28 protein-coding genes are annotated in these 24,619 nt (G+C 60.1%); 1 reads left to right on the top strand and 27 read right to left on the bottom strand.

The features are described 5' to 3' along the window. Nucleotides 1–3: 3 nt before the first annotated feature. The 22 genes from fliN to RWV98_RS00555 all read right to left on the bottom strand — a co-directional run bounded on the left by fliN (nucleotide 4) and on the right by RWV98_RS00555 (nucleotide 19,867). On the bottom strand, nucleotides 4–1,062 hold the full coding sequence (gene fliN / locus RWV98_RS00660) for a flagellar motor switch protein FliN (protein ID WP_317863082.1): 1,059 nt from the start codon (nucleotides 1,060–1,062) through the stop codon (nucleotides 4–6). A 13-nt stretch (nucleotides 1,063–1,075) separates the two neighbouring features. Continuing rightward, nucleotides 1,076–2,056, bottom strand: a complete 981-nt coding sequence (locus RWV98_RS00655) for a flagellar motor switch protein FliM (RefSeq protein ID WP_280962938.1) — start codon at nucleotides 2,054–2,056, stop codon at nucleotides 1,076–1,078. 33 nt (nucleotides 2,057–2,089) lie between these two features. Then, the gene (locus RWV98_RS00650) at nucleotides 2,090–2,422 is read right to left on the bottom strand and encodes an OmpA/MotB family protein (RefSeq protein WP_317863079.1); all 333 of its coding nucleotides are present in this window, start codon (nucleotides 2,420–2,422) and stop codon (nucleotides 2,090–2,092) included. Next, entirely contained in the window at nucleotides 2,340–2,957 is a 618-nt protein-coding gene (locus RWV98_RS00645; protein ID WP_317863078.1) for a flagellar motor protein MotB, read from the bottom strand. The genes RWV98_RS00650 and RWV98_RS00645 overlap by 83 nt, the downstream gene beginning before the upstream one ends. Nucleotides 2,958–2,991: 34 nt before the next feature. Beyond that, nucleotides 2,992–3,843: a motility protein A gene (locus tag RWV98_RS00640; RefSeq protein WP_280962940.1), complete on the bottom strand. Its 852-nt coding sequence runs from the start codon at nucleotides 3,841–3,843 to the stop codon at nucleotides 2,992–2,994. A gap of 4 nt (nucleotides 3,844–3,847) precedes the next feature. Further along, nucleotides 3,848–4,069 (bottom strand): flagellar FlbD family protein, encoded by a 222-nt coding sequence (locus RWV98_RS00635; RefSeq protein ID WP_280962941.1) that lies wholly within the window; start codon nucleotides 4,067–4,069, stop codon nucleotides 3,848–3,850. Nucleotides 4,070–4,149: 80 nt separating this feature from the next. Continuing rightward, nucleotides 4,150–6,507, bottom strand: coding sequence for a flagellar hook-basal body complex protein (locus tag RWV98_RS00630; RefSeq protein WP_317863077.1), 2,358 nt, complete (start codon nucleotides 6,505–6,507; stop codon nucleotides 4,150–4,152). A 77-nt stretch (nucleotides 6,508–6,584) separates the two neighbouring features. Beyond that, nucleotides 6,585–6,980: a TIGR02530 family flagellar biosynthesis protein gene (locus RWV98_RS00625; RefSeq protein WP_280962943.1), complete on the bottom strand. Its 396-nt coding sequence runs from the start codon at nucleotides 6,978–6,980 to the stop codon at nucleotides 6,585–6,587. Between the two features lie 19 nt (nucleotides 6,981–6,999). Continuing rightward, nucleotides 7,000–7,770, bottom strand: coding sequence for a flagellar hook capping FlgD N-terminal domain-containing protein (locus RWV98_RS00620; RefSeq protein WP_280962944.1), 771 nt, complete (start codon nucleotides 7,768–7,770; stop codon nucleotides 7,000–7,002). Nucleotides 7,771–7,786: 16 nt separating this feature from the next. Continuing rightward, complete coding sequence (locus tag RWV98_RS00615; protein WP_280962945.1) at nucleotides 7,787–8,929, bottom strand: flagellar hook-length control protein FliK; 1,143 nt, start codon at nucleotides 8,927–8,929, stop codon at nucleotides 7,787–7,789. Nucleotides 8,930–9,036: 107 nt separating this feature from the next. Beyond that, on the bottom strand, nucleotides 9,037–9,486 hold the full coding sequence (locus tag RWV98_RS00610; RefSeq protein ID WP_280962946.1) for a flagellar FliJ family protein: 450 nt from the start codon (nucleotides 9,484–9,486) through the stop codon (nucleotides 9,037–9,039). Next, entirely contained in the window at nucleotides 9,483–10,802 is a 1,320-nt protein-coding gene (fliI, locus tag RWV98_RS00605; protein ID WP_419196010.1) for a flagellar protein export ATPase FliI, read from the bottom strand. Before fliI ends, RWV98_RS00610 begins: the two co-directional genes overlap by 4 nt. Next, nucleotides 10,789–11,481 carry a FliH/SctL family protein gene (locus RWV98_RS00600; protein WP_317863074.1) on the bottom strand — a complete coding sequence of 231 codons (693 nt, stop codon included), beginning with the start codon at nucleotides 11,479–11,481 and terminating at the stop codon, nucleotides 10,789–10,791. Before RWV98_RS00600 ends, fliI begins: the two co-directional genes overlap by 14 nt. Continuing rightward, the gene (gene fliG / locus RWV98_RS00595; RefSeq protein WP_419196011.1) at nucleotides 11,474–12,517 is read right to left on the bottom strand and encodes a flagellar motor switch protein FliG; all 1,044 of its coding nucleotides are present in this window, start codon (nucleotides 12,515–12,517) and stop codon (nucleotides 11,474–11,476) included. The genes RWV98_RS00600 and fliG overlap by 8 nt, the downstream gene beginning before the upstream one ends. Then, a complete protein-coding gene (locus tag RWV98_RS00590; protein WP_317863072.1) occupies nucleotides 12,514–14,136 on the bottom strand; it encodes a flagellar M-ring protein FliF C-terminal domain-containing protein in 1,623 nt (540 codons plus the stop codon). Before RWV98_RS00590 ends, fliG begins: the two co-directional genes overlap by 4 nt. Before the next feature lie 53 nt (nucleotides 14,137–14,189). After that, a complete protein-coding gene (fliE, locus tag RWV98_RS00585) occupies nucleotides 14,190–14,486 on the bottom strand; it encodes a flagellar hook-basal body complex protein FliE (protein WP_317863070.1) in 297 nt (98 codons plus the stop codon). A 326-nt stretch (nucleotides 14,487–14,812) separates the two neighbouring features. After that, a complete protein-coding gene (locus RWV98_RS00580; protein ID WP_317863068.1) occupies nucleotides 14,813–15,295 on the bottom strand; it encodes a hypothetical protein in 483 nt (160 codons plus the stop codon). Next, nucleotides 15,292–15,741 (bottom strand): flagellar basal body rod protein FlgC, encoded by a 450-nt coding sequence (gene flgC, locus RWV98_RS00575; protein WP_317863067.1) that lies wholly within the window; start codon nucleotides 15,739–15,741, stop codon nucleotides 15,292–15,294. Before flgC ends, RWV98_RS00580 begins: the two co-directional genes overlap by 4 nt. A 13-nt stretch (nucleotides 15,742–15,754) precedes the next feature. Then, nucleotides 15,755–16,102: a flagellar basal body rod protein FlgB gene (locus tag RWV98_RS00570; protein ID WP_317863066.1), complete on the bottom strand. Its 348-nt coding sequence runs from the start codon at nucleotides 16,100–16,102 to the stop codon at nucleotides 15,755–15,757. A gap of 17 nt (nucleotides 16,103–16,119) precedes the next feature. Further along, nucleotides 16,120–16,500: a flagellar export chaperone FliS gene (gene fliS, locus RWV98_RS00565; protein ID WP_280962953.1), complete on the bottom strand. Its 381-nt coding sequence runs from the start codon at nucleotides 16,498–16,500 to the stop codon at nucleotides 16,120–16,122. Between the two features lie 26 nt (nucleotides 16,501–16,526). Further along, nucleotides 16,527–19,319 (bottom strand): flagellar filament capping protein FliD, encoded by a 2,793-nt coding sequence (fliD, locus tag RWV98_RS00560; RefSeq protein ID WP_317863065.1) that lies wholly within the window; start codon nucleotides 19,317–19,319, stop codon nucleotides 16,527–16,529. Between the two features lie 74 nt (nucleotides 19,320–19,393). Continuing rightward, nucleotides 19,394–19,867, bottom strand: coding sequence for a hypothetical protein (locus tag RWV98_RS00555; protein ID WP_280962955.1), 474 nt, complete (start codon nucleotides 19,865–19,867; stop codon nucleotides 19,394–19,396). 97 nt (nucleotides 19,868–19,964) lie between these two features. On the opposite strand from RWV98_RS00555, the gene RWV98_RS00550 reads away from it, so the two are divergent. Continuing rightward, on the top strand, nucleotides 19,965–20,615 hold the full coding sequence (locus tag RWV98_RS00550; RefSeq protein WP_317863063.1) for a hypothetical protein: 651 nt from the start codon (nucleotides 19,965–19,967) through the stop codon (nucleotides 20,613–20,615). Here the strand turns inward: RWV98_RS00550 and RWV98_RS00545 are convergent. The 5 genes from RWV98_RS00545 to flgK form a co-directional block, all read right to left on the bottom strand. Continuing rightward, a complete protein-coding gene (locus RWV98_RS00545; protein ID WP_280962957.1) occupies nucleotides 20,612–20,860 on the bottom strand; it encodes a carbon storage regulator in 249 nt (82 codons plus the stop codon). The two genes, RWV98_RS00550 and RWV98_RS00545, sit on opposite strands and share 4 nt — an antisense overlap. Further along, a complete protein-coding gene (fliW, locus tag RWV98_RS00540; RefSeq protein WP_317863061.1) occupies nucleotides 20,854–21,288 on the bottom strand; it encodes a flagellar assembly protein FliW in 435 nt (144 codons plus the stop codon). Before fliW ends, RWV98_RS00545 begins: the two co-directional genes overlap by 7 nt. A 72-nt stretch (nucleotides 21,289–21,360) precedes the next feature. Then, nucleotides 21,361–21,948, bottom strand: a complete 588-nt coding sequence (locus tag RWV98_RS00535; protein ID WP_280962959.1) for a DUF6470 family protein — start codon at nucleotides 21,946–21,948, stop codon at nucleotides 21,361–21,363. A gap of 30 nt (nucleotides 21,949–21,978) precedes the next feature. Then, nucleotides 21,979–23,019: a flagellin N-terminal helical domain-containing protein gene (locus RWV98_RS00530; protein ID WP_280962960.1), complete on the bottom strand. Its 1,041-nt coding sequence runs from the start codon at nucleotides 23,017–23,019 to the stop codon at nucleotides 21,979–21,981. Between the two features lie 22 nt (nucleotides 23,020–23,041). Continuing rightward, nucleotides 23,042–24,583, bottom strand: a complete 1,542-nt coding sequence (flgK, locus tag RWV98_RS00525; RefSeq protein WP_280962961.1) for a flagellar hook-associated protein FlgK — start codon at nucleotides 24,581–24,583, stop codon at nucleotides 23,042–23,044. Nucleotides 24,584–24,619: the final 36 nt, after the last annotated feature.

Below are 24,619 nucleotides of genomic sequence, written 5' to 3'. Positions count from 1 at the left end.
CTATCACCTCGACATATTCAGCGAATCGAGCAAATCCTTGGTGCCCACGATCTCGGTGATGCGCACGCCGTAGTTGTCGCCGATCACGATCACATCGCCATAGGCCAACAGCTGGCCGTTTACGACGATCTCGGCGGGCGCGCCGGTCTGCTTGTCCAGATCGATGACGGTGCCCGGGCCAAATTCCAGAATATCGCGGATGCGCCGTTTGGTCTTGCCGATGACGATGGACACATCGAGCGGCACGTTCATCAGCAGGCTGGCGTTCACGCTGGTCAGCGCCTGCACCGCGCTGCTTTGGTCGGTGAATTGAGGGAACCGGGGGCGGCGCACGTCCAGATCGGGCGCTGTCTGCGCCGCCGGGGGCGCGGCCTGCACGGGCGCGAGATTCTGCTCCGCCGGCGTGGGCGCGGGGGCCGGCGCGGACGGCGCGGGCATTTCCGGCGCGGGCTCGCTTTGGCTGTCCGCCAGCGCGAGGCCCAGCTCCGCCGGGATTAGGCAGCACAGCCGCCCTTCCAGCACGTCCCGGATGCTCTGCACGCCGGTCAGCGACAGAAGCGGCCGCCCCGCGGGCAACAGCGCCGCGAATTCCGCCGGAGAATCGACCGCCACGCCCTGCTCCACGGCAAAGCGCACCGGCCGCCCCATATGCGCGGCCAGCGCACCGGCCGCGGCGTCCAGCGCCTGACCGACCACCTCCATGGCCGCGGACATGTTCATTTCGTCAAAGGGCATGCCCTCCATGGCGGCTGGATCGCCGCCCATCAGGATGCCCAGCACCTGCCGCATGTCGTCCTGCGGAAGCAGCACAAGGCCCTTCTGTTCCGCGTCGTCCCCAGCGGTTACCTGAAACGCAAGGCTTTCGCCCAGCTCCGGTACCCGGAGCGCGCCGAAAACGCCCTGCTCCACGCCTTCCTCGCGCAGGCTCACCTGCCGGTTCAGCATGCCGGACAGGGCCGACCCCGCCGAAGCCAGCGCGCCGCCAAGGCCGTCCCTCACGGCGAGAAGCGCCTTATCGTCAAGGTGCATGCCGTCCTTATTCTGCTCTACACTGCCCATCATGGTATCCCTCACTTTAATTCTCTGCTACATCCACGATTTTGACCGCCTTTTTCCTGTCGGTCTCCCCCAGTCGCCCATGGTACCAGGGTACGCCCTCCACGGTGACGCATATGTTGTCGCTGATTCGTTTGTTCAGCGTGATCACGTCGCCCACCTGAATGCGGAGGATGTCTCCAAGATTCATTTCGCACTGATCCAAAATGGCGCAGAGCTCTAGGTCGGAACGCTTTAAGTAGTCCATCATCAGGTCTTTTTTCTGAATTTCAAGCTGCGGGTCCGGGTGCTTGACCGCCCGGGTGTACCGCTGTGCAAAGCTGTGGATCAGCTTTTCCAGATTTTCCGCCAGCATACAGATGCGGATGGTGCCGCCGAAGCCCTCGCCCTCCAAGCTCAGGGTGACGCTCACCACCACATCCTGCGGGGAGTAAGCCTGCAGCAGCCTGCCGTTTGTCTCCACGCTGCGCAGCGCGGTCTCTACCTCTAGGTAGCTGCCCCACGCCTCGCGCAGGTAGTCGGATAAATGCTCCATCGCATACCGCAGCAGCGCGAGCTCAACCTCGGTATAGGTCCGCGCCGGCACCCACGGCGCTTCCGAGCCGCCCATCAGGCGCTCGACCAACAAATAGCCGAACGCGGTGGACATATCGAGCAGCAGGTTGCTTTCCTCATACCGGGCGTCCAGCGGCTTAAAATCGATCACACCGACCAGCGCGGTATCCGATAGGGAGTTTCCAAATTCGGTATACCGCTGCTCCTCGATCTTCGCCACGCCTACCTCGCACATGGTGCGCAGCACGTTGGTGAAGTACGAGGAGATCATGCGGCAGAAATGCTCATATAGGCTGGTCAGCGAATTGAGCTGATCCTTGGTGAACTTTTTCGGTGAAGAAAAGTCATATGCCTTGATCTCAGCCGGTTTTTTTACCTCTACCCGTTCCAGCCGGCCCGCCCAGCTCTGGGCGGCGTCCCCCTGCCGGGTCTCCATGTCTTCCATTCGGCTTATAACCCCTTTCTTCCGTGGCGCGCCTCAGTCGTCATAGGGGGAAACGTTCTTTTCCACGTCTCCCGCCCGGCCGCCAGAGGGGGCGCCGGGGTTCAGCAGATCCTCCGCCCCGCCGTAGGTGGGGTAGTAGCCGCTGTCGTAAAAGCTTTTCAGTTCCGCGTTGTCCAGACTGTTGCCGATAATCACCAGCTCGACGCGGCGGTTTGCCTGCCGCCCTTCGGCGGTGCCGTTGTCCTTAACCGGGTTGGTGTTGCCGTAGCCCATCACAATCATCTTATCCTCGGGAAAGCCCTGCTTCCCATCCATATAATCGGCCACGGCGGCGGCCCGCTCGCCGGACAGCATCCAGCTGGACACGCCGTAGTTCGGGTCGCCCGTCGACGCGGTATAACCGCAGATGTTGATGTGCTGGATCTGGCTTTCGCACTGCTTCCAGCGCGCCCGCCACCTTTTCCAGCACCGGCTCGCTGCCGGGCAGCAGTTTTGCGCTGTCCGGCTGGAACAGCATGCTGTTGTTAAAACGGATGTAAAGCACATCGTCGCTCTTGACGAGCTGCACATCGTCCTGCATGGCGGACTCGTTGACAAAGCTGTCTAGGCTGTAATACAGCTCGTTCAGATCCTGAATGGAGCCTAAATTGTCGCCCGAGCCGCCCATGCCGGGTTCTCCCGTGCCGCCAAGGCCCTGATTGCCCGGGCCGGAATCGCTCACGGTGACATCCGGGTAGCGCGCTTGCAGGGATTCGACAAAAGCGTTGAACTTCTCCTCATTGACCGAGGAAAAGCTGAGCATAACGGCAAAAAAGGTAAGCAGCAGCGTCACCATATCGGCATAGGTGTTCAGCCAGGTGCCGGTATCCGTTTCATCGCCCAGCCGCTTTCTGTTTCTCATGGCGCCTGACGCCCCCTTTCCGCCCCAGTTGGGCTTAGCCCCGCGTCTTGCGGGATCTGCCGGAGCCAGCCTCCTCGCCCTGCTCGTCCAGCTTTTGCTGGCGGTACACGGGCAGGATGTTGGTCAGGCGTTCCTCGATAAACTTCGGGTTCTCACCGGCTTGGATCGCCTCCACGCCCTCGCAGATGATGAGCTTGCAGAGGTACTCCTCCTCATGGCGGACGCGCAGCTTATTGGCGATCGGCATAAAGACCACGTTGGACAGGATGCTGCCGTAGAACGTGGTGACCAGCGCGACGGCCATGTTCGGGCCGACGGACTCGACTTCCTGCAGCTTATCCATCATGTTGATCAGGCCGATCAGCGTGCCGATCATACCGAAGGCGGGCGCGTAGGCCGCGCCCTTTTCATAAAAGGTGCGCTCCGAGGCGTGGCGCTCCTCCATATTGTCCATCCATGCGGCGAGCTGCGCCTTGACCTTTTCCGGGTCGACCGAGTCGACGACCATTAAAAGGCTGGCGCGCAAAAAGGTGTCCTCCATGCCGTCCAGCTCTTCCTCCAGCGCGAGCAGGCCGTTGATGCGGGCTTTTTTCGCGCATTCGACCAGCGTTTCGATGTACTGCTGGGGATCGTACTGGGTCGGATGGAAAATGATGCTCAGATGCTTGGGGATCTTCGTGAGCTGAGAAAGCGGAAAGGAGATCATCAGCACGCCCAGCGTGCCGCCCAAAACAATGAAAACGCTGGGCAGATCGCGGAACATCTTTAAGCGGAGCGGTTCCATATGGAAGCCCTCATCGGTCTGCACCAGCATGATACCGATCACCATGACGCAAACGGCCAGAATCAGGCCAAAAATGGACATCAAGTCAGATTTCTTTCTCACGGTCTCAGCTCCTGCCTTCCCCATTTTCTACCCTGCCGGGCAGGCCGGCCCGTAGTCTTTTGCGGAACGCGACCACCTCGTCCACGACCTCCTCGAGCGTTTCCCGCACGATCAGCAAGTGGCCGTTCGTCAGATGGATCGTGGTATCGGGCGTTCGCTCTATGGTCTCGATCAGATCGTCGTTTAGGACGAAAGGCACGCCGTTCAGTTTTGTTAACGTAATCATGTTCAGGGCTCCTTTCCGATCCCGCGTCCGGCGGGTCTGCCCCCGCCGGGCGGGCGCGGATGCGCGTTTTGCGCGCGATATTACCGCTTGAGGTTAATGAGCTCCTCCAGCATAGTGTCGCTTACCGTGATGACACGGGAATTTGCTTGGAAGCCGCGCTGGGTGGTAATCATGTCGGCAAATTCGGAGGAAAGGTCGACATTGCTCATTTCCAGAGCGCTGCTCTTGAGCGCGCCGGTGCCGCTGCTGCCCGGATCGGCCAGCTTGGCGTCGCCGGAGTTCGCGGTCGTGGTGTAGTAGTTATTGCCCACCAGCTGCAAGCCGGCCGGGTTCGAGAAGGTGGCGAGCGAAATTTTGCCCGCGGCCACCGTGCCCTTTTCGGCGTGATTGACGGTGATGATGCCGTCCGAGCCGATCGAAATGCTGGCGAGCTGGTCGAGCGAGATCGAGCCGCCCTCGGTGCCGCCCACCAGCGCGAAGCTGGTCGTGCCGAGGCCGAGATCGCGCGACGGCTCGGCGGCCTTGATATCGAGCGTTTGTCCACCGGTCAGGCCTTCGGCCTTGGAGCCGTCGGCGGCGTCCGCGCCGTTTTGGGTCTTGCTCAGTTCGCCCAGCGCGTCATAGCCGGGGTTGGTGAATTGGAGATAGTCGCCGCTGCTGCTCTTCATCAGAATCGAGGCCGCGGTGGTGTTTTCATCGATCTTCGCTTCATAGGTCTTGCCGCCAAGGCTCATGGCGACCGTCCAGAACGGTGCGTCCGTTCCGTTATCGGTAAAGGTGGCGGTGACGTCGGTCACGGTGCCCTCGCCGGAAAAGTCGTTGCTGCTCTTCTGGAACGTCATCAGGCCGCCGAACAGGTTGTTCGCGCCCGTGCCGGTCACCTTGCCGCCGGTCACATCAAAGGTGCCTCCGGCAATCTCCGCGCCCGTGCGCGCTTCGGTAACGGCGTCCTGCGCGGGCACCGCGCTGTAATTGTGGTTTCCAAGGCTGTTCTGGATGGCCGTATTCAAATCAGCTTCGGCCACGCCGAAGTTTTTCAGCATGGTATCCTTGCTGGGGATGGAGAGCGAAATGGTGCCGTCCGCGCCGCTGCCGGTGGACAGCGTTACGGTGCTGCCAAGCGACGCGCCGGTGCATTTATAGGTTTTGCCGCTGGCCGTTTGGGCGGTCACGTCCATTTTGCCGGTTGTGCTGTCATACGTGCAGGCAAAAGTCAGCGCGCCCTGTCCGGCAAAGTTGTTGCTTACGCTGATGCTCGCGCCGCCCATAAAGAACTTGGGTGCCGCGCCCTGCGCCGCTTTAGTCAGTGTTTGCGCCGGATCGGCGTTGAACGGGCTGAGCGCGTCCCGGAACTTGGCGGCGTCGGTCACGGATAGGCTGATCGAGCCGTCCCCCGAAGTAGGCTTCATCGTGATGCCGGTATCGCTGGGCTTGAATTTGCCCGTATACTCCATGCCCCCAAAAGTGGCTTTGATGGTATAGGGATTCGAGTCCGCGGCGTCATAAGTAATTTTAAAATCATACGGACCGTCAACGATGCCCTGCGGGATATTAATGTCCTTGATCGAAAGGCCTTGGAAGAAGCTGCTGCCCGCGGTCAATGTAGCCGCCTGCTTGAAGGCGTTGCCGGTAAAGGTGCCGTTGGTCGAGCTGGTGCCAAACAGGTTTTTATCCGCCGAAATGGTAAAGCTGCCTGCCGCAAGCTGCTTGCCGCCGTTCGCCTCCACAATCGCCGCGTTGATCGCGCTGTTCAGGTCTGCCATCGAGGTGAAGGACTCGAACGCGTTGAGCTGCACGCTGACCGCGCCGTTGGTGGAAATGGTGGCCGCCGCGCGTTGGCCCGCGGGCAGCGCCTCGCTCGAACCGAGCGAAAAGGACACGTTGCCGTACTTGGAGGCGTTCGAGGCCGTCACGGTGTAATTGACGCCGTTGATCTCCTGCGTGTCCACAGGCTGCTTGGAGTTGACCGAGCCGATATTATCGAGCTTGATCTTCTTGGTGCCGGGCTTGCCGTCCACATTGGTCGCGCCGAGAACGAAGTTGCCGTTGATATCGGTCAGGTAGCCGTTGGAATCATAGTCGAGCATACCGGCCTTGGTGTAGAAAATGTTGCCGTCCGGGTCCATGACCTGCAAAAAGCCTTCGCCGGTGATGGCCACGTCCATGCCGAAGCCGGTGTTCTGCATGCTGGACTGGGTCATCTGCGTTTGAACGGCGTTCAGCGTCGAGCCGTAGCCCACGCTGGAAGGGTTGACGCCGCCGCGGCTCGAGCTGCCGGAGGACGCGCCCCTGAGGGTCTGATAATAAATATCGCTGAACACGGCGCGCTGGGATTTATAACCGTATGTATTGACGTTGGCAATGTTATTGCCGATTACGTCCATTTTGGTCTGGTGGGCTTTCATGCCCGCCACGCCTGAAAACATGGCTCTGTTCATTTGAAACTCCTTTTCCGGGAACCGCCGCGCCCGTCAGTCAGTCGGGGCGCGAAAATAGCCTCCTCAAAAGGTCCGGCTTAAACGATTACGGTTCCATCGATGTTGGTAAATACATTGCCCTTCATGTCGCTGCTGTCCACCGTGGTGATCACGGTACGGTTTTTCACATTGACCAGAAAGGCGGTCCGGTCCACTAGGATCAGGGTATCCTCTAGGTTCTTTTCCTCCGCCAGCTTGACGCCCTCGCCCAAACGGTTGAGGCTGTCCTCATCCAGTTCGATCTGGTGATCGATGGTGCGCTTGACGGCATGCTTGGAAAACGCCACGCCGCTTGTCTCCTGCAGCTGACGCTTGAGTACGTTTTGGAAGGACTCTCCCGATTCCTGCTGCTCCGCAGTCCGGCCGGGGGCCTGTCCGCCGGGTAGGATCGGCGTTCCCGTTATGATCGGGCGATAAAATTTGATCTCATCCATGCGATCTCCTCCTTCCGCGTCAATCCTGCCGCTTGGTCTTGATGGTCACCGGCTTGTAGACCGATTTCTCACCGTTTTGATCGGTCACGACCACGTTGATATAGTAGCCGGTCTCCGCTTCGAGCCCGTCGATTGATTGGCTGGTGACTGCCTTTTGCTCCTTGGGGCCCGCCATGGTGCCAGCTTCGACTGCCTCGACGGTGTCAAACGGGCCTTCCTTGCCGTAATAGACGGTATAACGCAGGCCGGCAGCGGACGCTTCGTCCTCCGTGGGTACTTCCCACTTGACGGTGGCCGATGAACTGTCCACATCCTCGGTTTTTACAGAATAGTTGGTGGGGGTGACCAGACTGACGCCGGACGATACGCCGTTCGACACATCCATGATCTGGTTCATGCTATACTTTTTACCGCCCACATAGACGACATATTCGTCGTCCACCAGTGAAATCCGCTGCACGGGGCCCGTGGTGGTATCCAGTTCGCCGTTTACCTTAAAGCGGGAGGCGGTCACCGTTTTGCCCACAAGGCTCATGGCGTAGTTGCTGCGGGCATAGCCTGCCATCTCCTGCATCTGCTGCATGTTGGAGAACTGCACCATCTGTTCGACCATCTGGTTGTTGTCCATCGGGTTCATAAAATCCTGATTTTGCATCTGCGCCACGATCAGCTTGAGAAAATCGGACTGATCCATGGTCGAATTATCGGTCTTATCGGTAAACACCGCGTCATAAACGCCGCTTGATTTGCCCATGGCCCGTTCCTGACCCGATACATTGCCAACGCCCATATCCATCCTCCTCTCTTTAAATGTAGGTATCCAGTCCCGCCCGGATCAGGGCCGGGGCTGAAAACAGCTGCATGGGATCGTCCCGCGCCGCTTTTTCGCCGTAGAATACGTTTTGGTTTTGCCCGTGGAAGCTTTGCCGCTGGCCGCCAAACTGCTGCGCGAATTGGCGCGCCATGTCGAACTGCTGGCTTTGCGCCTGCGCGCCGGCATTTTCCGCCGCCTTTGGCACCGCCTGCTGCACCTCTACGCCCATGGGACGCATGGCTTCCCGCAGCGCCGCCAGCTCGTGGTTGATCGCCTTGGCCGTGCCCGTGCTTGCCGTTAGGATGGACAGGGTGGTTTTCCCTTCCGCTTCCGTGAGCTTGACCGTGATCTCGCCCAGCGATTCCGGCTTCAGCTTCATGCTGAATTCCTTTCGCCCAAGCGCCATCTCGCGGGACAGGCCCTCGTCCAGCTGCCGGGATAGCGGAGGCGCTTCGCCGGTCTCCCGGTTTTCCCGGAGGGTTTCGGTAAAGTCTGTGTGTTTGGCCCCTTCGGTCGCCGCCAAATCCTGCCGCCCTGCCGCGCTGTTTTCCGCCGTGGGCTGCTCCAGCTGCCGCTTGGCCGCCTGCACCGCGCTGCGGAACCGGCCTTCCGCCTGATAATCCTGCGCCGCGCTGTCGGTTTGCCGACCCGACGGCTGCTCGACGTAAGAGGTCTCGAGCACCCGTACCTGCTCGTCGCCCGCCGCCGCTTGCTCTGTCTGCGCCGCGCCGGATTCCGCGAAAGGCTGTGTGGCCGCGCCTTCGCGCCGCGCCGCCGCGTCCGATACGCCGGATACGCCTGCCGCCTGCACCACCGCGCCGGGCTGATCGGGCCGCATCACGGGCTGTATCAGCGCCATACCGGCCAGCTCGCTCATCATCGCACGCGCTTGCTGCTCGGCGTCGCCGCCGTCCGCCGTGCCCATCGCGGCCAGCAGTTCGGCCATCGCGCCTTCCAGTTGCTCCGGGTCGCCGTCCTGCAGCAGCCCTTCGCCGCCGTTTTCGGTCATTTGCTCCATCATGCTTTGGAAGATCGCCATGAACGGATCGCCCGCCGGCTCGGTGCCCAGACCGCGCCGCAGCTGTTCCAGCCCCGCGTTCAGTCTGGCTTCGCTTCGTAAATTCACTTGTTCCATCTCTTTCTCACCTCCTTTCCCTGAAGCTATCTATATCGATCGCGCGGCGCGGCCAAGTGCCGTGCGCGCGAATCGAACGAAAGAATGGGCGTATCCGCGCGACGCGTTTATACGCTTCTACTGCGGATCACCTGTGAGGATACAAATTCAGAAAGGATCTTTTCGCGTTCCTTGCCTTCTTCTAAGCGGTATTCCTCCCGCTGGCGGTCCTCCAGCTTGTCCAGCGAGGTGACCTCCTGCGAGGCGGCCACCACGACCTGCAGCTGTGCTTCCGACGCCTGCCGGGCCGCTTCGAGCGCCTGCCGGAGCTGTTCCCCGCTGCGGCGGCCGTTTTCCAGATACAAGCGGTAGACCATCAGTTCGCCCGAATCCATGCCTTGGCGCTGGCGCTCGGCCAGCTCGTGCGATTTTTGCTGCAGCTCGCCGGATAGGGCGCGCATTTGCGCTTCGATCTCCCGCTCCCGTGCCCGGCAGCGGGCCAGCGCGTCCTTCTCCCGGTCGAGCAGCTGGTTTTTATAGGAGCGCATCCGCTCCAGACTGAATTTGAAGTTTTTCATCGAATGACTTCCTCCAACAGCTGCATGGTCTGTTCAAAATCGATCTTTTCCTCGACCCGCTGCGTCAGGAAACCGTTGATGCGTCCCATATGGGCCACGGCGGTGTCCAGCTCGGGGTTGGTGCCGCTTTTATACGCGCCGATGGAGATCAGATCCTCGTTATCGCGGTAGATCGACATCATGTTGCGAATCTGTCCCGCCGTTTGCACATGTTCGGGCGAGGCGATCTCGTTCATCAAACGGCTGACGCTGCCCAGCACGTCGATGGCGGGATAGTGGTTTTTCGCCGCGAGGCGGCGCGACAGGATGATATGCCCGTCGATAATGCCGCGCACGGTATCGGAAATGGGTTCGTTGGTATCGTCGCCCTCGACCAACACGGTGTAAATGCCGGTGATCGATCCGGTCTCAAAATTACCGGAGCGCTCGAGCAGCTTGGGCAGGGCGGAATAGATCGAAGGGGTATAGCCTCTGGCCACGGGCGCTTCGCCGGTGGCCAGCCCGATCTCGCGCTGGGCCATGGCAAAGCGCGTGAGCGAATCCATCATCAGCAGCACATGCCGCCCCCGGCGCTGGAAATATTCCGCGATCGAGGTGGCGGTCATCGCGCATTTGAAGCGCATCATCGCCGGCTGGTCGGAGGTCGCCACCACCAGCACCGAACGGGCCAGCCCTTCGGGCCCTAGATCCCGGTTCATGAATTCGACGACCTCGCGCCCGCGTTCGCCCACGAGCGCGATCACGTTGATATCCGCCTTGACGTTGCGCGCGATCATGCCCATCAGCGTGGACTTGCCCACGCCGCTGCCCGCGAAGATGCCCATACGCTGTCCCTTGCCGATGGTGAGCAGGCCGTCGATCGACTTGACCCCCATCTCCATGGGTTCGCTGATGGGCGGGCGCTCCATCGGGTTGGCGGGCGTGCCGCCGATCGAGATGGTGTCGCCGCCTGTGACCGGCCCGCCGCCGTCAATGGGCACGCCCAGCGCGTCCACGGTGCGGCCGATCAGCTCGTCGCTGACCCGAACGGTCAGCTTGCGGCCCGTATTGCGCACGGGGCAGCCGAAGCCGATCCCGTCCGTTTCCTGATAAGGCATCAGATAGACCCGGTTTTCCGCGATCCCGACGACCTCGGAGACCAGCGTTTTATCCTCCCGGTCGCTTCGGATGGTGCAGATATCGCCGATGCTGCAGGCAAGGCCCGTGGCTTCCAGCGTCATACCGGCGATCTTGCTGATGCGCCCTTCGTGATCCAAAAGATCGCTCAAATGCACCATACGGCGGAAACGGCTCATATCCAAATCATGGTGCTTCATTGCGCGTCTCTCCCGTACCGGCGTCCATATCGGCAAAGGCCTCGCGCAAGTGCCCCGTCTGCACGGTCAGCGTGGCCACCAGCGTGCCTTCGTCTGTATTCACACGGCAGGTGTCGTCCGGGCTGGGCGTGGGGGCGACCTCCGCGGTGCCGCGGTATTCCGGTTTTTTCAGTTCTTCATTTAAGTAACCCACCAGACCGACCAGCCGCTCGGACACGTCCACGGTCAGCCAGCGGGAGTGCTTGACGGAGGAGACCGTCTTTAACACCAGCGGCGCGAGCGCCAGATCGTCCTCCGCGAGCTTTTGCAGCATCACCTTTTCGGCGATGTCCACCGCCAGATATTTCAGCTCTCTGGCGTACTGTTCCATGTATTGATCCTGCTGCTCTTGCAGCTCGATCAGCAGTGCGTCCACACGGTCCAGCGCCTCGCGCAGCTCGCCGCGCTTTTGATGGATCGCGTCCGCGTAGGCGCGCTCGGCCGCCTCGGCCTTGACCTTTTCCAGTTCCTCTGCAAAAAGAACGGCCATTTCCTCCCGCGTGGGCGGGGTGGGCGGTTCGGGCGGTATTTCTTCCGGTTCCGGCGGTTCGGGTTCGGGCGGCGGGGAAAGGTCGATATCCGGGATGCACACCGCATCCTCCCACTCCCGGAAGGCCGCCTGTTTCAGGATATCAGGCAATGATCTCATCCCCTCCTCTGGAAATGGTGATCTCGCCGCTCTCCTCCAGAGAACGGATGATGTTCACGATGCGCTGCTGCGCTTCCTCCACATCGCGCATGCGGATGTTGTGCAGGTATTCGATATCGGTCAGGATATTTTCCTGCGCGCGCTTGGACATATTGCTCAGCAGGATGCTCTTGACCTCTTCGTTGGAGCCCTTGATGGCGATCGCCAGATCCTGACTGTCGACCTCGCGCAGGAAGCGCTGGATATCCATGTCGTCCAGCTTGACGATATCCTCGAATACGAACATGAGCTTGCGGATATTTTCGGAAAGCTCGGGATCCTTCTGACCCAGCTCGTCGAAAATGCGTTTTTCCGTCGTCCGGTCGGTGTGGTTCATGATATCGGCCACGTAGTTGACGCCGCCGATCTCGGCCAGATTGTCGGACGCAATGCCCGAGAAGCGCTTTTCCAGCACCTTTTCCACAATATGAACAATTTCGGGCGACACGCTTTCCAGCCTCGCGATACGCTGGATCACATCGAGCTGCACCTCGCGCGGAAGCGCGGAGACGACCTGCGAGGCCTGCTCCGACCGGGCGTAGGACAGGATGAGCGCAATGGTCTGCGGGTGCTCGTTTTGCAGCATCATCATGAGGCCCCGGTAACTGGATTTACGCACAAATTCAAAGGGATGCTTTTGCATGGCCTGCCGGATGCGCTCCATATAGGACCCGGCGCGCTGCGTGCCGAAGGCTTTTTCCAAAATATTGCGCGCGTAATCCACGCCGCCCTCGGAAATGACCTTTTGCGTGACGCAGAGGCCGTAAAAATCCTCCATAACGGCTTCCAGCTCCGCCGTGGGCAGGTGCTTGAGCCGCGCTACCTCGAGCGAGATGGCTTCGATCTCATCCTCGCGCAGGTATTTATAAACGGACGAAGCCGATTCCGCGCCCATCGCCACGACGACCGCCGCCGCCTTGGTCACGGGGGAAAGGCCCTTTTTGCCGCTTTCCTCCGGCACGGCGGCCTGTATCGTTTCCTCACTCACGATTCATCCGCCTCCTTTAACCAAGTGCGAAGCAGCTCCGCGGTGATCTCCGGGTTGGTTTTTGCGAAATTGCGGACCTCGTTGATGATCTCGCTGCCGCTGTCCTCGCTGACAACTTCGGGGGCGGGCTGCCGCTGGGCGGTCTCCTCCGCCAGCCGCCGTTCGGCTTCCAGCTCCGCTTCCAGCAGCGCGTCCTCCTGCCGCCGCCTTTTGCGCCGGACGAGCAAAAGGACCGTTACCAAAATGACGATAAGCAGGATCACGCCGCCCACGATCGCCCAGACCCACCACGGAATTCCGGTTAGGGTCAGCGCTTGGTTTTCATCCTCCGCGGGCGTGCCCGGCGCATCCGCCGCAGCGGTGCGGAAGGTGCCCACGCTGATCAGGGCGGGCGGGATATCCGCGCCCTTGGAAATGTTATCGATCAGCTCCTGCCGGCGCACGTTGTTGAGCGTCGGATCGTCCACCATGACGGCGATGGTCGCGCGGCTGATCACGGCGTTGCCCTTCTCGATCTGGGTCTTGATATAGTTGTAATCAATCGTCACATCGCGGCTGAAGCGGGTGCCCCCGCCGTCCGCGCCCGGGTCGGCATAGACATAGCCCGGGATATCGGTGTTGTTTTCCTCGCCCGCGATGCCCTTGGAGAGCGATACCTCGCCGTTCACCGCGCCCGCCTGACTGCTGTGCGTCACATAGCCGTTATTCGTCGGCTTGCCGTTTTTGTCGGGCACGCCGCTCATATCGTACTTTTCGGTCATCATGGCGTCAAAATCAAGGGTGATCTTGGCCACGGCCACCACGCCGTCCTTGCCGTAGATAGGCGTGAGCAGGCGCACGATATTATCCTCGATATGCTGCTGCACCATCTGCTCCAGCTCCAGATTTTTGCCGGCGGAGTAGCCGCTCTGCTCCTCGTCCGTTCCGGTGAGCTCCTTCAAGGTGGCGGCGTCCGCCACCTCGACATCGGCGGAGGCGAGCTTATAGATGCTGGCCGAAACCAGATTTTTTACAGTCTGCACCTGCGCGGGCGACAGCTCCACCCCGCTTTTCAGGGTGAGCAGCACGCTGGCCGTGGCTTTGCTGTCCTCCGCGGCCTGCTGCCAAATATAGTCGCTTTCCCGCGCGGGGGTGATGGTCACCGCGGCCCCGCTCACGCCGTCGATCTTTTTCAGCGTATCCTGAATGCGGTCCTGCAGCTGATACAGCTTGTACTGATCCATCTGCGCCTCGGTCGTGGTCAAGCCGGAATGGCTGTCGAACACATCGTAGGCAAGGCCGCTTTTGGGCAGGCCCTCGCTCGCAAGCTGCAGCAGGCTTTTGTCGTACAATTCCGCGCGCACCAAAATATCGCCGTTACCGTCCATCTGCGGCTGCGCGCCCATCTCCTGCAGGCGGCTGTAAACAGAGGAAGCCTCGGCGGTTTCCAGACCGGAATAGAGCACGCGATAGTCGCTCTTTTTGCTGTTCAGCGCGACCGTTACGATCACGGCGAACACCAAAAGCGCAACGATAAAAGCTCCCCAAAAAATTTTTCGTTTCTTGGGGAGTGCGATAATGTAATTTTTAATATTTATCACGGAATCCTTTACGGTATTCCCGTGTTCCTTCGCAGCCACTTCACTCACCCCTATGAATCGTTAGACCAAAACGCGTTTCCCCCCGGTTTTGGTCACACCTGCATTTGCATGATTTCCTTGTAGGCGTTCACGATCCGTGTCGTCAACTGCACAGTGGTTTGAACCATACTTTCCGCCTTGAGCATGTTGACCTGTACCTGCGCCAAATCGTCCACATCCCCGATCGCCAAACGATAAGCGTCCCCCTCGGCCGTGGCCTGCGCCTGCTGCAGCGCGGTCACCGCGTCTTCCAGTACGTTTTCAAAGGGAATCTGCGTCTGCTGCCGAATGGTTTCCGGCTTTGCCGCTGTTTTGATCGGATCCATCGGGGTGATCGGAATAAATACCATTCTGGCCGCCTCGCTTTCCAAAACTCAAAAAAATGGGCCGCCATTGCATGAAACCACTGTTTTACACAAAAAAAGCTTTTTTGTTATAGTGGTTACACTCGTTCACTTTTGCAATGAAGGCGATATTTTTATGTATCTTCAATAAGTATAAGCTTATTTCAACATTTTGTAAAGAGAAACTGTTGAAACGTGTCGATGTTTTTGTAGACTATGCCGAAATTTTTACATGCCGAGGTAAAAAATACCACTAAAAGGTAAAAAACAAAGGCAGCTTCGGCTGCCTTTGTTTTTTACCTTTTTACTTGTTCCGCGCCCGCGCGATCGGTTCACGCCTGCTGCGGCGCGCCGCCTTCTCTGGCGGCAAACCACTCGCGGCGAAACGCCTGATAGCAATCGGTCACCATATCCTCGTATTCGATACCGAAAAACGAAGGCGCGAGATAGCCGAAAATAAAACCGGGATCGGCTTCGCGCAGAAACAGCGCGGCCATCACCTCGGTGATGAGCACGGCCTCCAAAAACTGAGGCCCCGCATAGCCGGAAGCCAAAATGGTTTGGTAGAGGATGCGGCGGATCTGCTCGACGTTTTTCACATCCATATAAAGCTGAACCGCTTTTTTGAGAAAGGGCGTCGCCTGCTGCGACCACGGGCCGTCCATCAGCTCTTCGAGCGTTTTTACGCCGCCCTGCGCGGAGAACGCCACCGTGGCGAGCGCCGGGATGATGCGCAGGCATTCCTCTTTATCCTTGCGGGAGCACTGGATGTGCTGGGCAAAATATTCCGCGTCCATGGGCCACTCCATACTCATTTGCTCAGCTCCAGCGTTTTATTCACCATCGCCTTGATGACGCCGAGCGCCGTCAGGTTGGTATCGTAGGCGTTGCTGGCCGCCATCAGATCGATCATTTCCTCCGTGGTATCCACGTTGGGATAGCTGACATAGCCGTTTGCGTCGGCTTGCGGGTGGCTCGGATCGTACACCAGCCGGAAATCCCGGTCGCTCTCGACGACCTCGGCCACGCGCACGCCGCCCGAGGTTCCGGCCGTTGCGCGGTAGGCCTGCCCCGCCGTTTCCAGCGCGTCCCCAAAGGTCATGGGGCGTTCCTCCAGCACCACCTGCTTGCGGCGGTAGGGTTCGCCGTCCTCGGTCATGGTGGTTTTATAGTTGGCTAAATTCTGCGCGATCACATCGGTGCGGTACCGTTCGGCGGTAAGGGCGGAGCCCACGATATCCATTGAACCTAAAAAACCCACGGGAACCGCCTCCTTACTTCATGCCGTTGTTAATCACGGCGTTATAATTGGTAAATTCGCTTTTCATCTTATCGAGCAGCATGCTGTACTGGGCGTAAGCCTTATAAAGCTCGACGCCTTCTTTATCCGCGTCGACGTTGTTGCCGTCGGGCCGGATGGAGGTGTTTTCCTCCGTAACGGTTCTGGCCTGATAGACCTTGCCGCCCTGCGCATCCTCCAGCACCTCTTCAAACACCATGCTTTTGGCTTTATAGCCGGGTGTTTCGAGGTTGGCCAGATTTTGCAAATGAAGCTGCTGCTGCTGCCAAGTGACGGCCGTGCCGTTTTCCAAGGCCTTGAACGCGCCGGATTGAAAGAACATGGTTCCGCCCCTCTCTGTCAGGCCTCCTTGGCCCGTGTCTGCCGGTCGGCCTGAATATAGGCGTCGCGCAGCTCGGTGATAAAGCCTGTTACCTCTTTCAGCCCGGCGGGGTCCTTATGGATATTCGCCTGAACCGTGAGGTGGATAAAGTAAGTATACAGCTCGTCCAGATTTTTTGCAATATCATATTTGAAATTGAGCGTGCTCTTCAGGTGGTTCAGGATGCGCTGCACCTTTTGCAGGCCGCGGTTGACCTCGGGCCAATCCTGCCGTTCAAAGGCCAGCTCCGCGAGGCCAAGCTCCTTGAGCGCGCCGTCGTATAGAGTCGTGAGCATATCGCCGGTCGTCATGGTCATAATGGACTGCTGGCGATAGGCCTGATAGGTATTTTTCATCATTTTGCGTTTCCCTCTCTTCCGCGGTCTCAATAGCCGGAGCTGAACTGCTGGGCGATCATGTTGCTTTGCGAGTTAAAATTGGCCAGCGCGCTTTCCATGGCGTTGAACTGGTTCCAGTAGCGCGCCCGCTCGGATTCGTACTTTGCCTGTAGATCCTTGATGCGGGAAGCGATGCTGCTGATCGAATTGGTCAAATTGTTATTGGTCTCGCTGGCCCAGCCCTTCACGCCGGCGATCTGCACCAGCGTGCCGGGGGACGCCGCGCTGGGGTTGGCCGCGTCCTTGATAATATCGGACAGGACGGCGCCCAGACCGTCGGTCTTGGAGGTGAACAGCGTCATCACGCTCGTGGGGTCCGAAGCCAGCGCGTTGCGCAGCGCGGTCTCGTCCATTTTGAGCTGGCCTTTGTCCTCCCACTTGGTGGTCTCGATGCCGATATCGTACAGGGCAAGCTTTGCGCCCGCGGGCTTGGTATACAGCGCCAGACGCATCTGGCTGAGAAAGCTGTCCACAGCCGAATCGCGGTGCAGCAGGCCTTCCTTGGCCTTTTCCTCCCACAATTCGATCTGGCGCTCGCTCATCTTATCCTTCTGCTCGTCCGTCAGGGGCGCGTATTCGCGGAAGCTTTGCTTTTCATCCACCAGATCGGTGAGCTTTTTCACCAGCTTGTTGTAATCCTCCACAAAAGATTTGAAGCCGTCGACGATGGTCTCCGTGTCGCGCTTGGTGCCGATCGTGGTTTCCGCGCCTTCCTTGACGGCCTCCATCGTGATGCCGTCGATGGTGAAGGTGTTGCTGGAACGCGTGGTATCCACGCCGTTCACGGTCATTTCCAGATCCTTGCCTTGCGCAACCGCGTCCGCCGCCAGCTGGCCGTCGCCCACGATCAGGCCGCCCGCGCCGTTTACCGCCGACGCGCCGAACAGTTCGGTGAGTTGCGAGGAGCCGAGCGGGGGCACCGTGCCGGTGAGCACCAGCCGCCCATCCTTAAAGGCGGCGGACAGCTCGGGGGTGATGGTCAGCCCGGCGAGCTGTACCGCGTCCGCCAGATTGTCCTTTGTCGCCACATTGGACGCGCCCTCCAACGTAAAACCCATCACAAGGCCAAGGTCGGATTTTTTTGCCTCCGCCAGCGCGGTGGAATTGTACGTATCGACCGAGGTCTTTGCGAACTTGACCACGCTGTCGTCCGTCACGTTCAGCGCGCCGGTGTCCTTATCGTAGGTAAGACGCGCGTTGCCGGAATCGTCCTGAAAATTGGTTGCCAGCCACGCGTTAAACTGCCCGGCGATCTCGTCCTTGGAATAGGTGACGGCCTCGCCGTTCACCTGCGGCAGCGTGAAGGTGTAGTTCACGCCGTCCACGCTGAATTTCAGGCTTGCGCCGCTCTTGGCGGAGTAGTCGTCCTGCATCGCCGTGCCGTCCACATGGTCGACGGTCAGCTCGCGGCTGGTCAGGCTTCCGGCGGCGTGCACCGCGCTGTCGCCGAACATGCCGCTTAAAAGGTTGCCCTGCGTCTGCTCGATCTTGATGCCGTACTCCTTGCCGGTGGCGGTGGCTTCCATCTGGAAGCTGTCGGTCAAAGCGGAGTACGTCATGCGCACCCCGGCGCCACTGTTATTGATGGTATTCATCACCGTGCCGACGGAGTCGTTGCCGGTGAAGGAAAAGTTCGTGCCGTTGATGGTGAATTCATATTTGTCGCCGGTCAGCCCAAGCGTCGCCATGTCCTTGAGCTTGGTGCCGGTGTTGAGCGCGGTGGTGGAACCCGGGGTGATGCCGAGAACCTTGGCGTCCACGCCGGTGACATACAGCTCGTGGCCCTTGCCGTTGTCGGGAAAGCTGGTCGTGAGCGTCAGCTTGCCGTCCGCCGTCAGCGAAGCGGCGACATAGTCGCCAAAAGCTTTTTTCAGCTCGGTATCCAGCGCTTTTTGCGCATCCTGCGCGGTCACCTTGCCGCCGGTCGTGGTAACGGAATTGAGCGTGATCTGTTTTTGCACCCCGTCCAGCGTGACGGTGAAGCTGGGGCCCGCCGCCGCGTTCGCATAGCTGCCGCGCAGCATCCGGCGGTCGTTGCCGTCCGCGTCCGTCACCTTGCCGGTCGAATAGGAACTCAGGCCCGTCATCGAAAGGCCGAGCGAGGTCGTTTTATCCGCGTCCACGCCGACCGCGACGCTTTCATCGCTGATCAGGCGCAGGCGGCCGTCGAAAATTTCGGCCTTTACATCAAGGCTTTGCGCGGCGAACGCGTCGTTAATGGCCTTCACCATGCCATCGTCCGTGGTGATCCCGTTCAGATCTACCTGCACGGAATCCGCGCCCACGGTAAAGCCGATCTTCTTATCGAGCTTGGCGGTCAGCGTATCTTCATTCAGGACAGCGCCGACGATGCTGCCGGTGCTGACCCGTTTGGAGGAACCAAGCGTGGCCGCGGTGGCGAGCTGGCCGATCTTGACCTTGGTGGTCCCTTCCGCGGCGGAGGTGCCGGTGGATACCACGCGCACGCCGTCCCCGCCGGTGACGGAGGAGATCATGGAGTTGAAAAAGGCCGTGCTGGCGAAATTCGTGGTCAGGCTCGAGCCGTAGGAGGTATCCAGATACTTGGCCTGAAAATCGTTGATGGAGGAGATGATATCGCGGTAGATCTCCTGTTTCCACTCCGTTTGCTGTTTCAGACCGAGCTGCTTGTCGATCTTGCTTTGTGTGCCAGCGAGCATCTGCTTGACCATGCTTTCGGTGTCCATACCCGAGACCATGCCCGACATACCCTTATTCGTACTGGCGCTGACGCTGAAATAGTTGGAAGAGCTGATATCCATATTGCGGCGCCTCCTTATCGATCAATTCTTGATATGAGGATTATCCTCCGTTTTTTCAAAAACGAAAGGCTGTTTTACACTTTTTTCTCCCGCCCCGGCGCGGGCGGCCGGGTCACGCCGGTCTGCACCGACCGGTGATAGCGTCCGGCCACGGCGGAGGCGCTGCTGTTCATCTTTTGCAGCTGCTCGAGCGCGCGCAGGCGCTCGCTTTCGAGCCGCAGGCGGACGGTCTCCTCCACCCGCAAAATGCGGCTGGCCACTGTTTTTACCGCGAGCGACGCGTCGTACAGCTCGGCCAATTCGTCCGGCAGCTCGCCGCGCCCGCAGGTGTGGTTGAGCGCGGCCCGCGCCGCGCCGTCCCCAACGGCCAGCGCCCGTATTTCCAGATCGAGCGAGGCGATCCGGTCCAGCGCCCGCTGCCGCTTTGCGACCTGCCCCTCCAGCTCTTCGGCCGGACAGGCGCATAAGTTTTCCGTTGCCTGTTCGCATTCCAGCATCCGCTCGCGTTTTTCCGCGAGCAGCGCCAGCAGCCTGTTCCGTCCGTCCACAGTTTTCCCTTCCTTTTCCCCGGCCGGGGGCTTTTCATTTCCGCCCCGCTGTGTTATGATTTGGGTAAATCTATCCCACTTTCGCAGGAGGCGTCCCATGTTGCATGGAACCATTGAAACTGAATTTCCCGCTTATTTAAAAGATGAAAACGGCGCGCCGCTTGCAGAAGGACGCGCCCGTGTTTCCCGCGCCGACCGCACGGTCACCTTCACCGCGGACTTTGTGCCGCTTTATCCGGTCGGCACGCCCATGCAGGTGGTGCGCGTAAACGGCGGACGGGAGATCCACCGCTTTTTCGGCCAAACCTATCTTTCGGACAAACACCTGCTCCGCCTTGTCTCGGTGGAGGACGAGGTGCTCCCCGGCGCGGAGGAGGTATACTGCACCGGCCTATCCCTGCCCGCCCGCGTCACCGTGCCGGCGGGGGCCGATCCCGGCCTGCTGCGCCGCCTGTTTTCCGGCCCGGCGAAGGAGCGGCAGTACGAGGTGACCGTTACCTCGCTGACCCGGCGCGAGGCCGAATTTTTGCTTGATTGCAGGCCCCCGCTCGAGGAGGGCAGCGCGCTTCATTTGGCCTTTGAACCCGCGACCGGCCTGCCCGCCTGCGAGGCGCGCGTCATCCGGTCGATCCTGTTCGGGCCCACGCCCGCCTACCGCTGCGCGCTGTCCGGCCTGAGCGCCGAGGAATCCTCGGCCTTGCAAGCCTACCTGCGGCAGTGGGCGCAGACCGCGTGCAAGTGCTTTTAGGCGGGCCCTTCTTTGCCGCCTAGCTGGCGCGCAAGGCCGCGCAGCGCGGAAACGCCCTCGGCCGCCTGCCGGTTGGCCTGCACGGTCTGGTAAAGCTCGGCGCGCCAGATGCGGCAGCTCGCCGGGGCGGTGATGCCCAGCCGGGCCTGATTGCCCGTCAGCTCGGCCACCTGTATCTCCACCGTCTCGCCGCCCGGCAGTTCGAGCAAAAAGGATTCGCCGGTCTTTCTCGTCAGGATCAGCATGGCCCCGCCTCCGTTTCCCCTGTCAGCGGGCAGCGGACCGGATAATCCTGATCCAGTATCAGCTGCATGCCCCGTCCGGTCGCCCAGTTGACCAGAACGGGGCTTTTTAAATTCACGGTGGAATGCTGTATATCCGCCCCGAGCACCGTCACGACCCAGCAGTCGTACTCGCCCTCGCCCAAGGCCCGCGCGGCCTCGTCCGGAATGCTGGGCGCGTAGGGCACGCGCAGCGCGGAAGGGTCCATCAGCACAAAGCACAATTCCGGCGTTTCCAGCGATTGCAGGCAGCCGATATGCGGGCCAAGCGCGGGATCGGTCAGCAGCGCGAAGCGGCGGCGGTCCTCAAAGCCGAACATGGGCTGGACAAATTCCACGATCCGCGCTTCGTCCAAATCGATCAAACCGAATTCTCGGGTCTCTATGGTCATGGGGCATCCTCCTGTACGCAGCGTGTGTAAAAACTCCCGCGCCGCAGCGCGCCATTCAATAATAAATATCCTTTAGGCTGTTTCCGGCGCCGAGGACGGCGGGAAGTACAGCGGCGTGCCGGTGTAGCGGATATCCACGCTGGGATACTGCAAAATTTGAAGCCGCACGCTTCCCGGCACATAATTCAGCGCATGGCGCATCTCGTTCCAATCATAATGCAGCTGGCCCGGATCGACCCGCGTTTCCAGCCGGTTCGGCACCCAAGATATCTCGGCGCCGGCGCTGGGCAAAAAGGCGGTATACATTTCGCCCGCGCCGCTTTTCAGCTTTTGCCGAATGATCTGCTTGATGGACGCGCCGTCCTCCACGCGGGACATGGCCTGCCCCATCTCGACGTATTCCCGGGTCTTTTCCCGGACATGCCGCATGCCTTCCTGCGCGCGGGCGCGGATGCGGTCCCCGACCCGCTCGATGCCGAGCGAGCGGCGCGCTTCATAGGAGTCCAGCCGCAGCTGCACGTTTTGGCTGTGCAGCTCGACCCGGGCGGGCGTGTGCTCCACCTCCGCCGTGGGCAGGTGATCCTGCCGCCGTTCGAGGCGCGCGTGCTCCACCTGTATTTCGTACTGGACCGGCGTTGTCGTGATCTCTAACAGTTGCATTTCATCACCCCACAGTGAAAAGCGCGGGCGTTAACCCAAGAAGTCCATCAGGGATACCGGCAAGATCCGGGAGCCCATCTGCAAGACCGCCTTGAGCACATAGTCGTTCATACTTTGGTTGGTGGCTTCCTCGGCGTCGTTCACGCCGATCAGGTCGCTGATACGGCGGGAATAGCTGTCCACCGTGTCGCTCAGCCGTCCCTCAATGGTGCTCAGAAAGCCGGTGCGCGCGCCGATATCGGTCAGGTGGGTGCGGAAGCCGTCGGTCAGCTTGGAAAGCTTATCGTCCGCCGCGTCCAGCTTTTCCGCGTCGTACGTGCCGATGCTCTCGCGCACCTCGTTCAGGATATTGAAAATATTGTTCGACAGGCCGTCCGCGTCCGTGCCGAAGCCCAAAAAGTCCAAGCCGGAGAAGGAAATCAAAAAGCCCGTGTCCGGATCGACGTTCGGACCGCTCATCTTAATGCCGAGGCCCACGTCCATATACACATCGCCATCCATGGGGATCTCTTTGCGCACCTTGTCGCCGGTGTCCGGATCGGTGACCTCGTAGAAATAGCCCGCGTCGTCCTTCTGGATGCTGTCCACGTCCACGCCGTTGTAGAGCAGCTTGCCCGTATCCTTATCCTGCGTAAAGGGCGCGGTATAGCTGTTGGTGCCGCCGAACACATATTTTTTTCCGTACTGCGTGTTGGCGAACTGCAAGATCTCCTGCTGGAGCGACTTGATTTCGCCCGCGATGACCGAGCGGCCCGAAGCGCCGGCGTTTTCGCTTTTGGCAGCCGTGACCTTGACGTTATGGATCTCGGTTAGGATATCGGAAATATCGGTCATGGCGTTTTCGGTGGTGGTCATTTCCTCGTTCACGCCCTTGACGTTGTCGAGCTGCTTCTGCGCTTTATACAGGTCGGTCTTGGTGCGGATCACGCGCGAACCCGCGGAAACGTCCTCGGAAATATCCTTGAACCGCACGCCCGACGCCACGCGTTCGTTGGTCTTGGCATAGTCGTTTTTGGCCTTATTCAAATAGGTCAGATAATTTCTGGCCGTGCTGCGATCGGCTACTCTCATGTTCGTTCGCTCCTGTCCAAAGTTACAGGCCCACGCGGCCCGTGCGGTTGATGAGTACGTCGAGCAGCTCGTCCATGGTGGTCATCATGCGGGCCGCCGCCTCATAGGATTTCTGGTACATCAGCATGTTGGTGGTCTCCTCGTCCTTGGACACGCCGGAGATCTCGTCCCGCCGATTGAGGAAATCGTCCGCCACCTCGGCGGATGCGTCGCGCCGTCCGGTCTCAAAGGCCTGATCCGCGCCCAGCTTGGTGATAAAATCGGTCACATATTCTTCAAAGGTGCCGGTGAACTGCTCGCCGTACGAAACAAAGGTGCTGTCCTGCCCGGTCAGGGCGGTGACGAGCTGCTGCGCGTACTGCGGCGCGTTCTCCTGCTTATTGTAAATGAAATACCCGGCCCCGCCATTCGTCCACTGTTCGCTGATTGAGATATTGCCGGCCGAGACCTGCGTTTTCGGGTTGTCCGAGCCGCCCGCGGTCAGCAGGGTCTTATAAACGGTGTTGCCGTTCCCATCCACTTGGGGCTTGCCGTCCGCGCCCAGTTCTGGAATGGTATTGTTGGCCGCCTTGGCGAGCTGGTTTGCAAACAGGTTCAGCCGGTCGCGGTAATACAAAACGCCCTGCTTGGAGGTCTCGTTCGGGCTCTGCACATTGCTGCCCCGGCCGTTCAAGTAATCGAGCGCCGCCTGCATCGAGCCGCCGGACAGGCGCACGTTTTCGCCGCTGCCCCGCCATTTGAGGCTGACGGTATCGTCCTCATTCTGGGTGAGAAACACCTTGTTGTAGTCGCCGCCCGAAACCAGCGCGTGACCCGCCAGATCGACGTCGACCGAGCCGTCGGACTTTTGCTTGACGCTGATATCGCCGTAGCCGGCCAGCTCGTCCAGCAGCAGGTTGCGCTGGTCGAGCAGCTCGTTGGCGCGGTAATGCTCGTTGTCCAGACCGGAGGTGGCCGCGGCGTCGCCCACGATCTGCTGATTTAGGCTCGCCACCTGCGCGGCGATATCGTTGACCCGGTCCGCGTTGACCCCAAGGTCGTAAATCTGCTGCTGGGCCACGCCGGTGAGCTTGCTGTCCATCTGCTGCAATACCTGCGTGACGTTGCGAAAAGCGGAGAGCACCAGATTGGCCTGCGTATCCATGGTCGGGTCGCCCGCATAATCGTTTAAGCTGGTGTATAGCTGCTGAATCGCGCCCAGCAGGCCGGAATCGGCCGTTAGGTCGCTGCCGTCGCCAAGGGCGCTTTGGATTTCTCCCAATATACCGGCCGCCTGACTGTGGTAGCTGGTTTTGGAGTATTCGTCGCGAAAGCGCTTGTCCAAAAAGGAGTCGCGGGTCTGGGACACGCCCAGCGCTTCCACGCCCTGCCCCGCCAGCTCCACCCGGCCGGCCGCCGTTCTGGTGCGGAACGCGGTGGAGGCGATGGAGCTTGTATCCACCCGCTGGCGGGTGTAGCCGTTGGTGTTGACGTTGGCCAAGTTGTTGCCGACGATATCCAAGGCCTTCTGGTTGGTGAAAATGGCGCTTTTGGCTGTTTCAAGCCCAAGAAAAGATGGACGCAAGGTGATTCCCCCGATCTATATAAGTAGGTACGGTCA

Source organism: Agathobaculum sp. NTUH-O15-33, from assembly GCF_033193315.1.
GTDB lineage: Bacteria > Bacillota > Clostridia > Oscillospirales > Butyricicoccaceae > Agathobaculum > Agathobaculum faecihominis_A.
The sequence above is the reverse complement of the archived record's forward strand: the minus strand, read 5'-3'. Positions and strand labels throughout refer to the sequence as shown.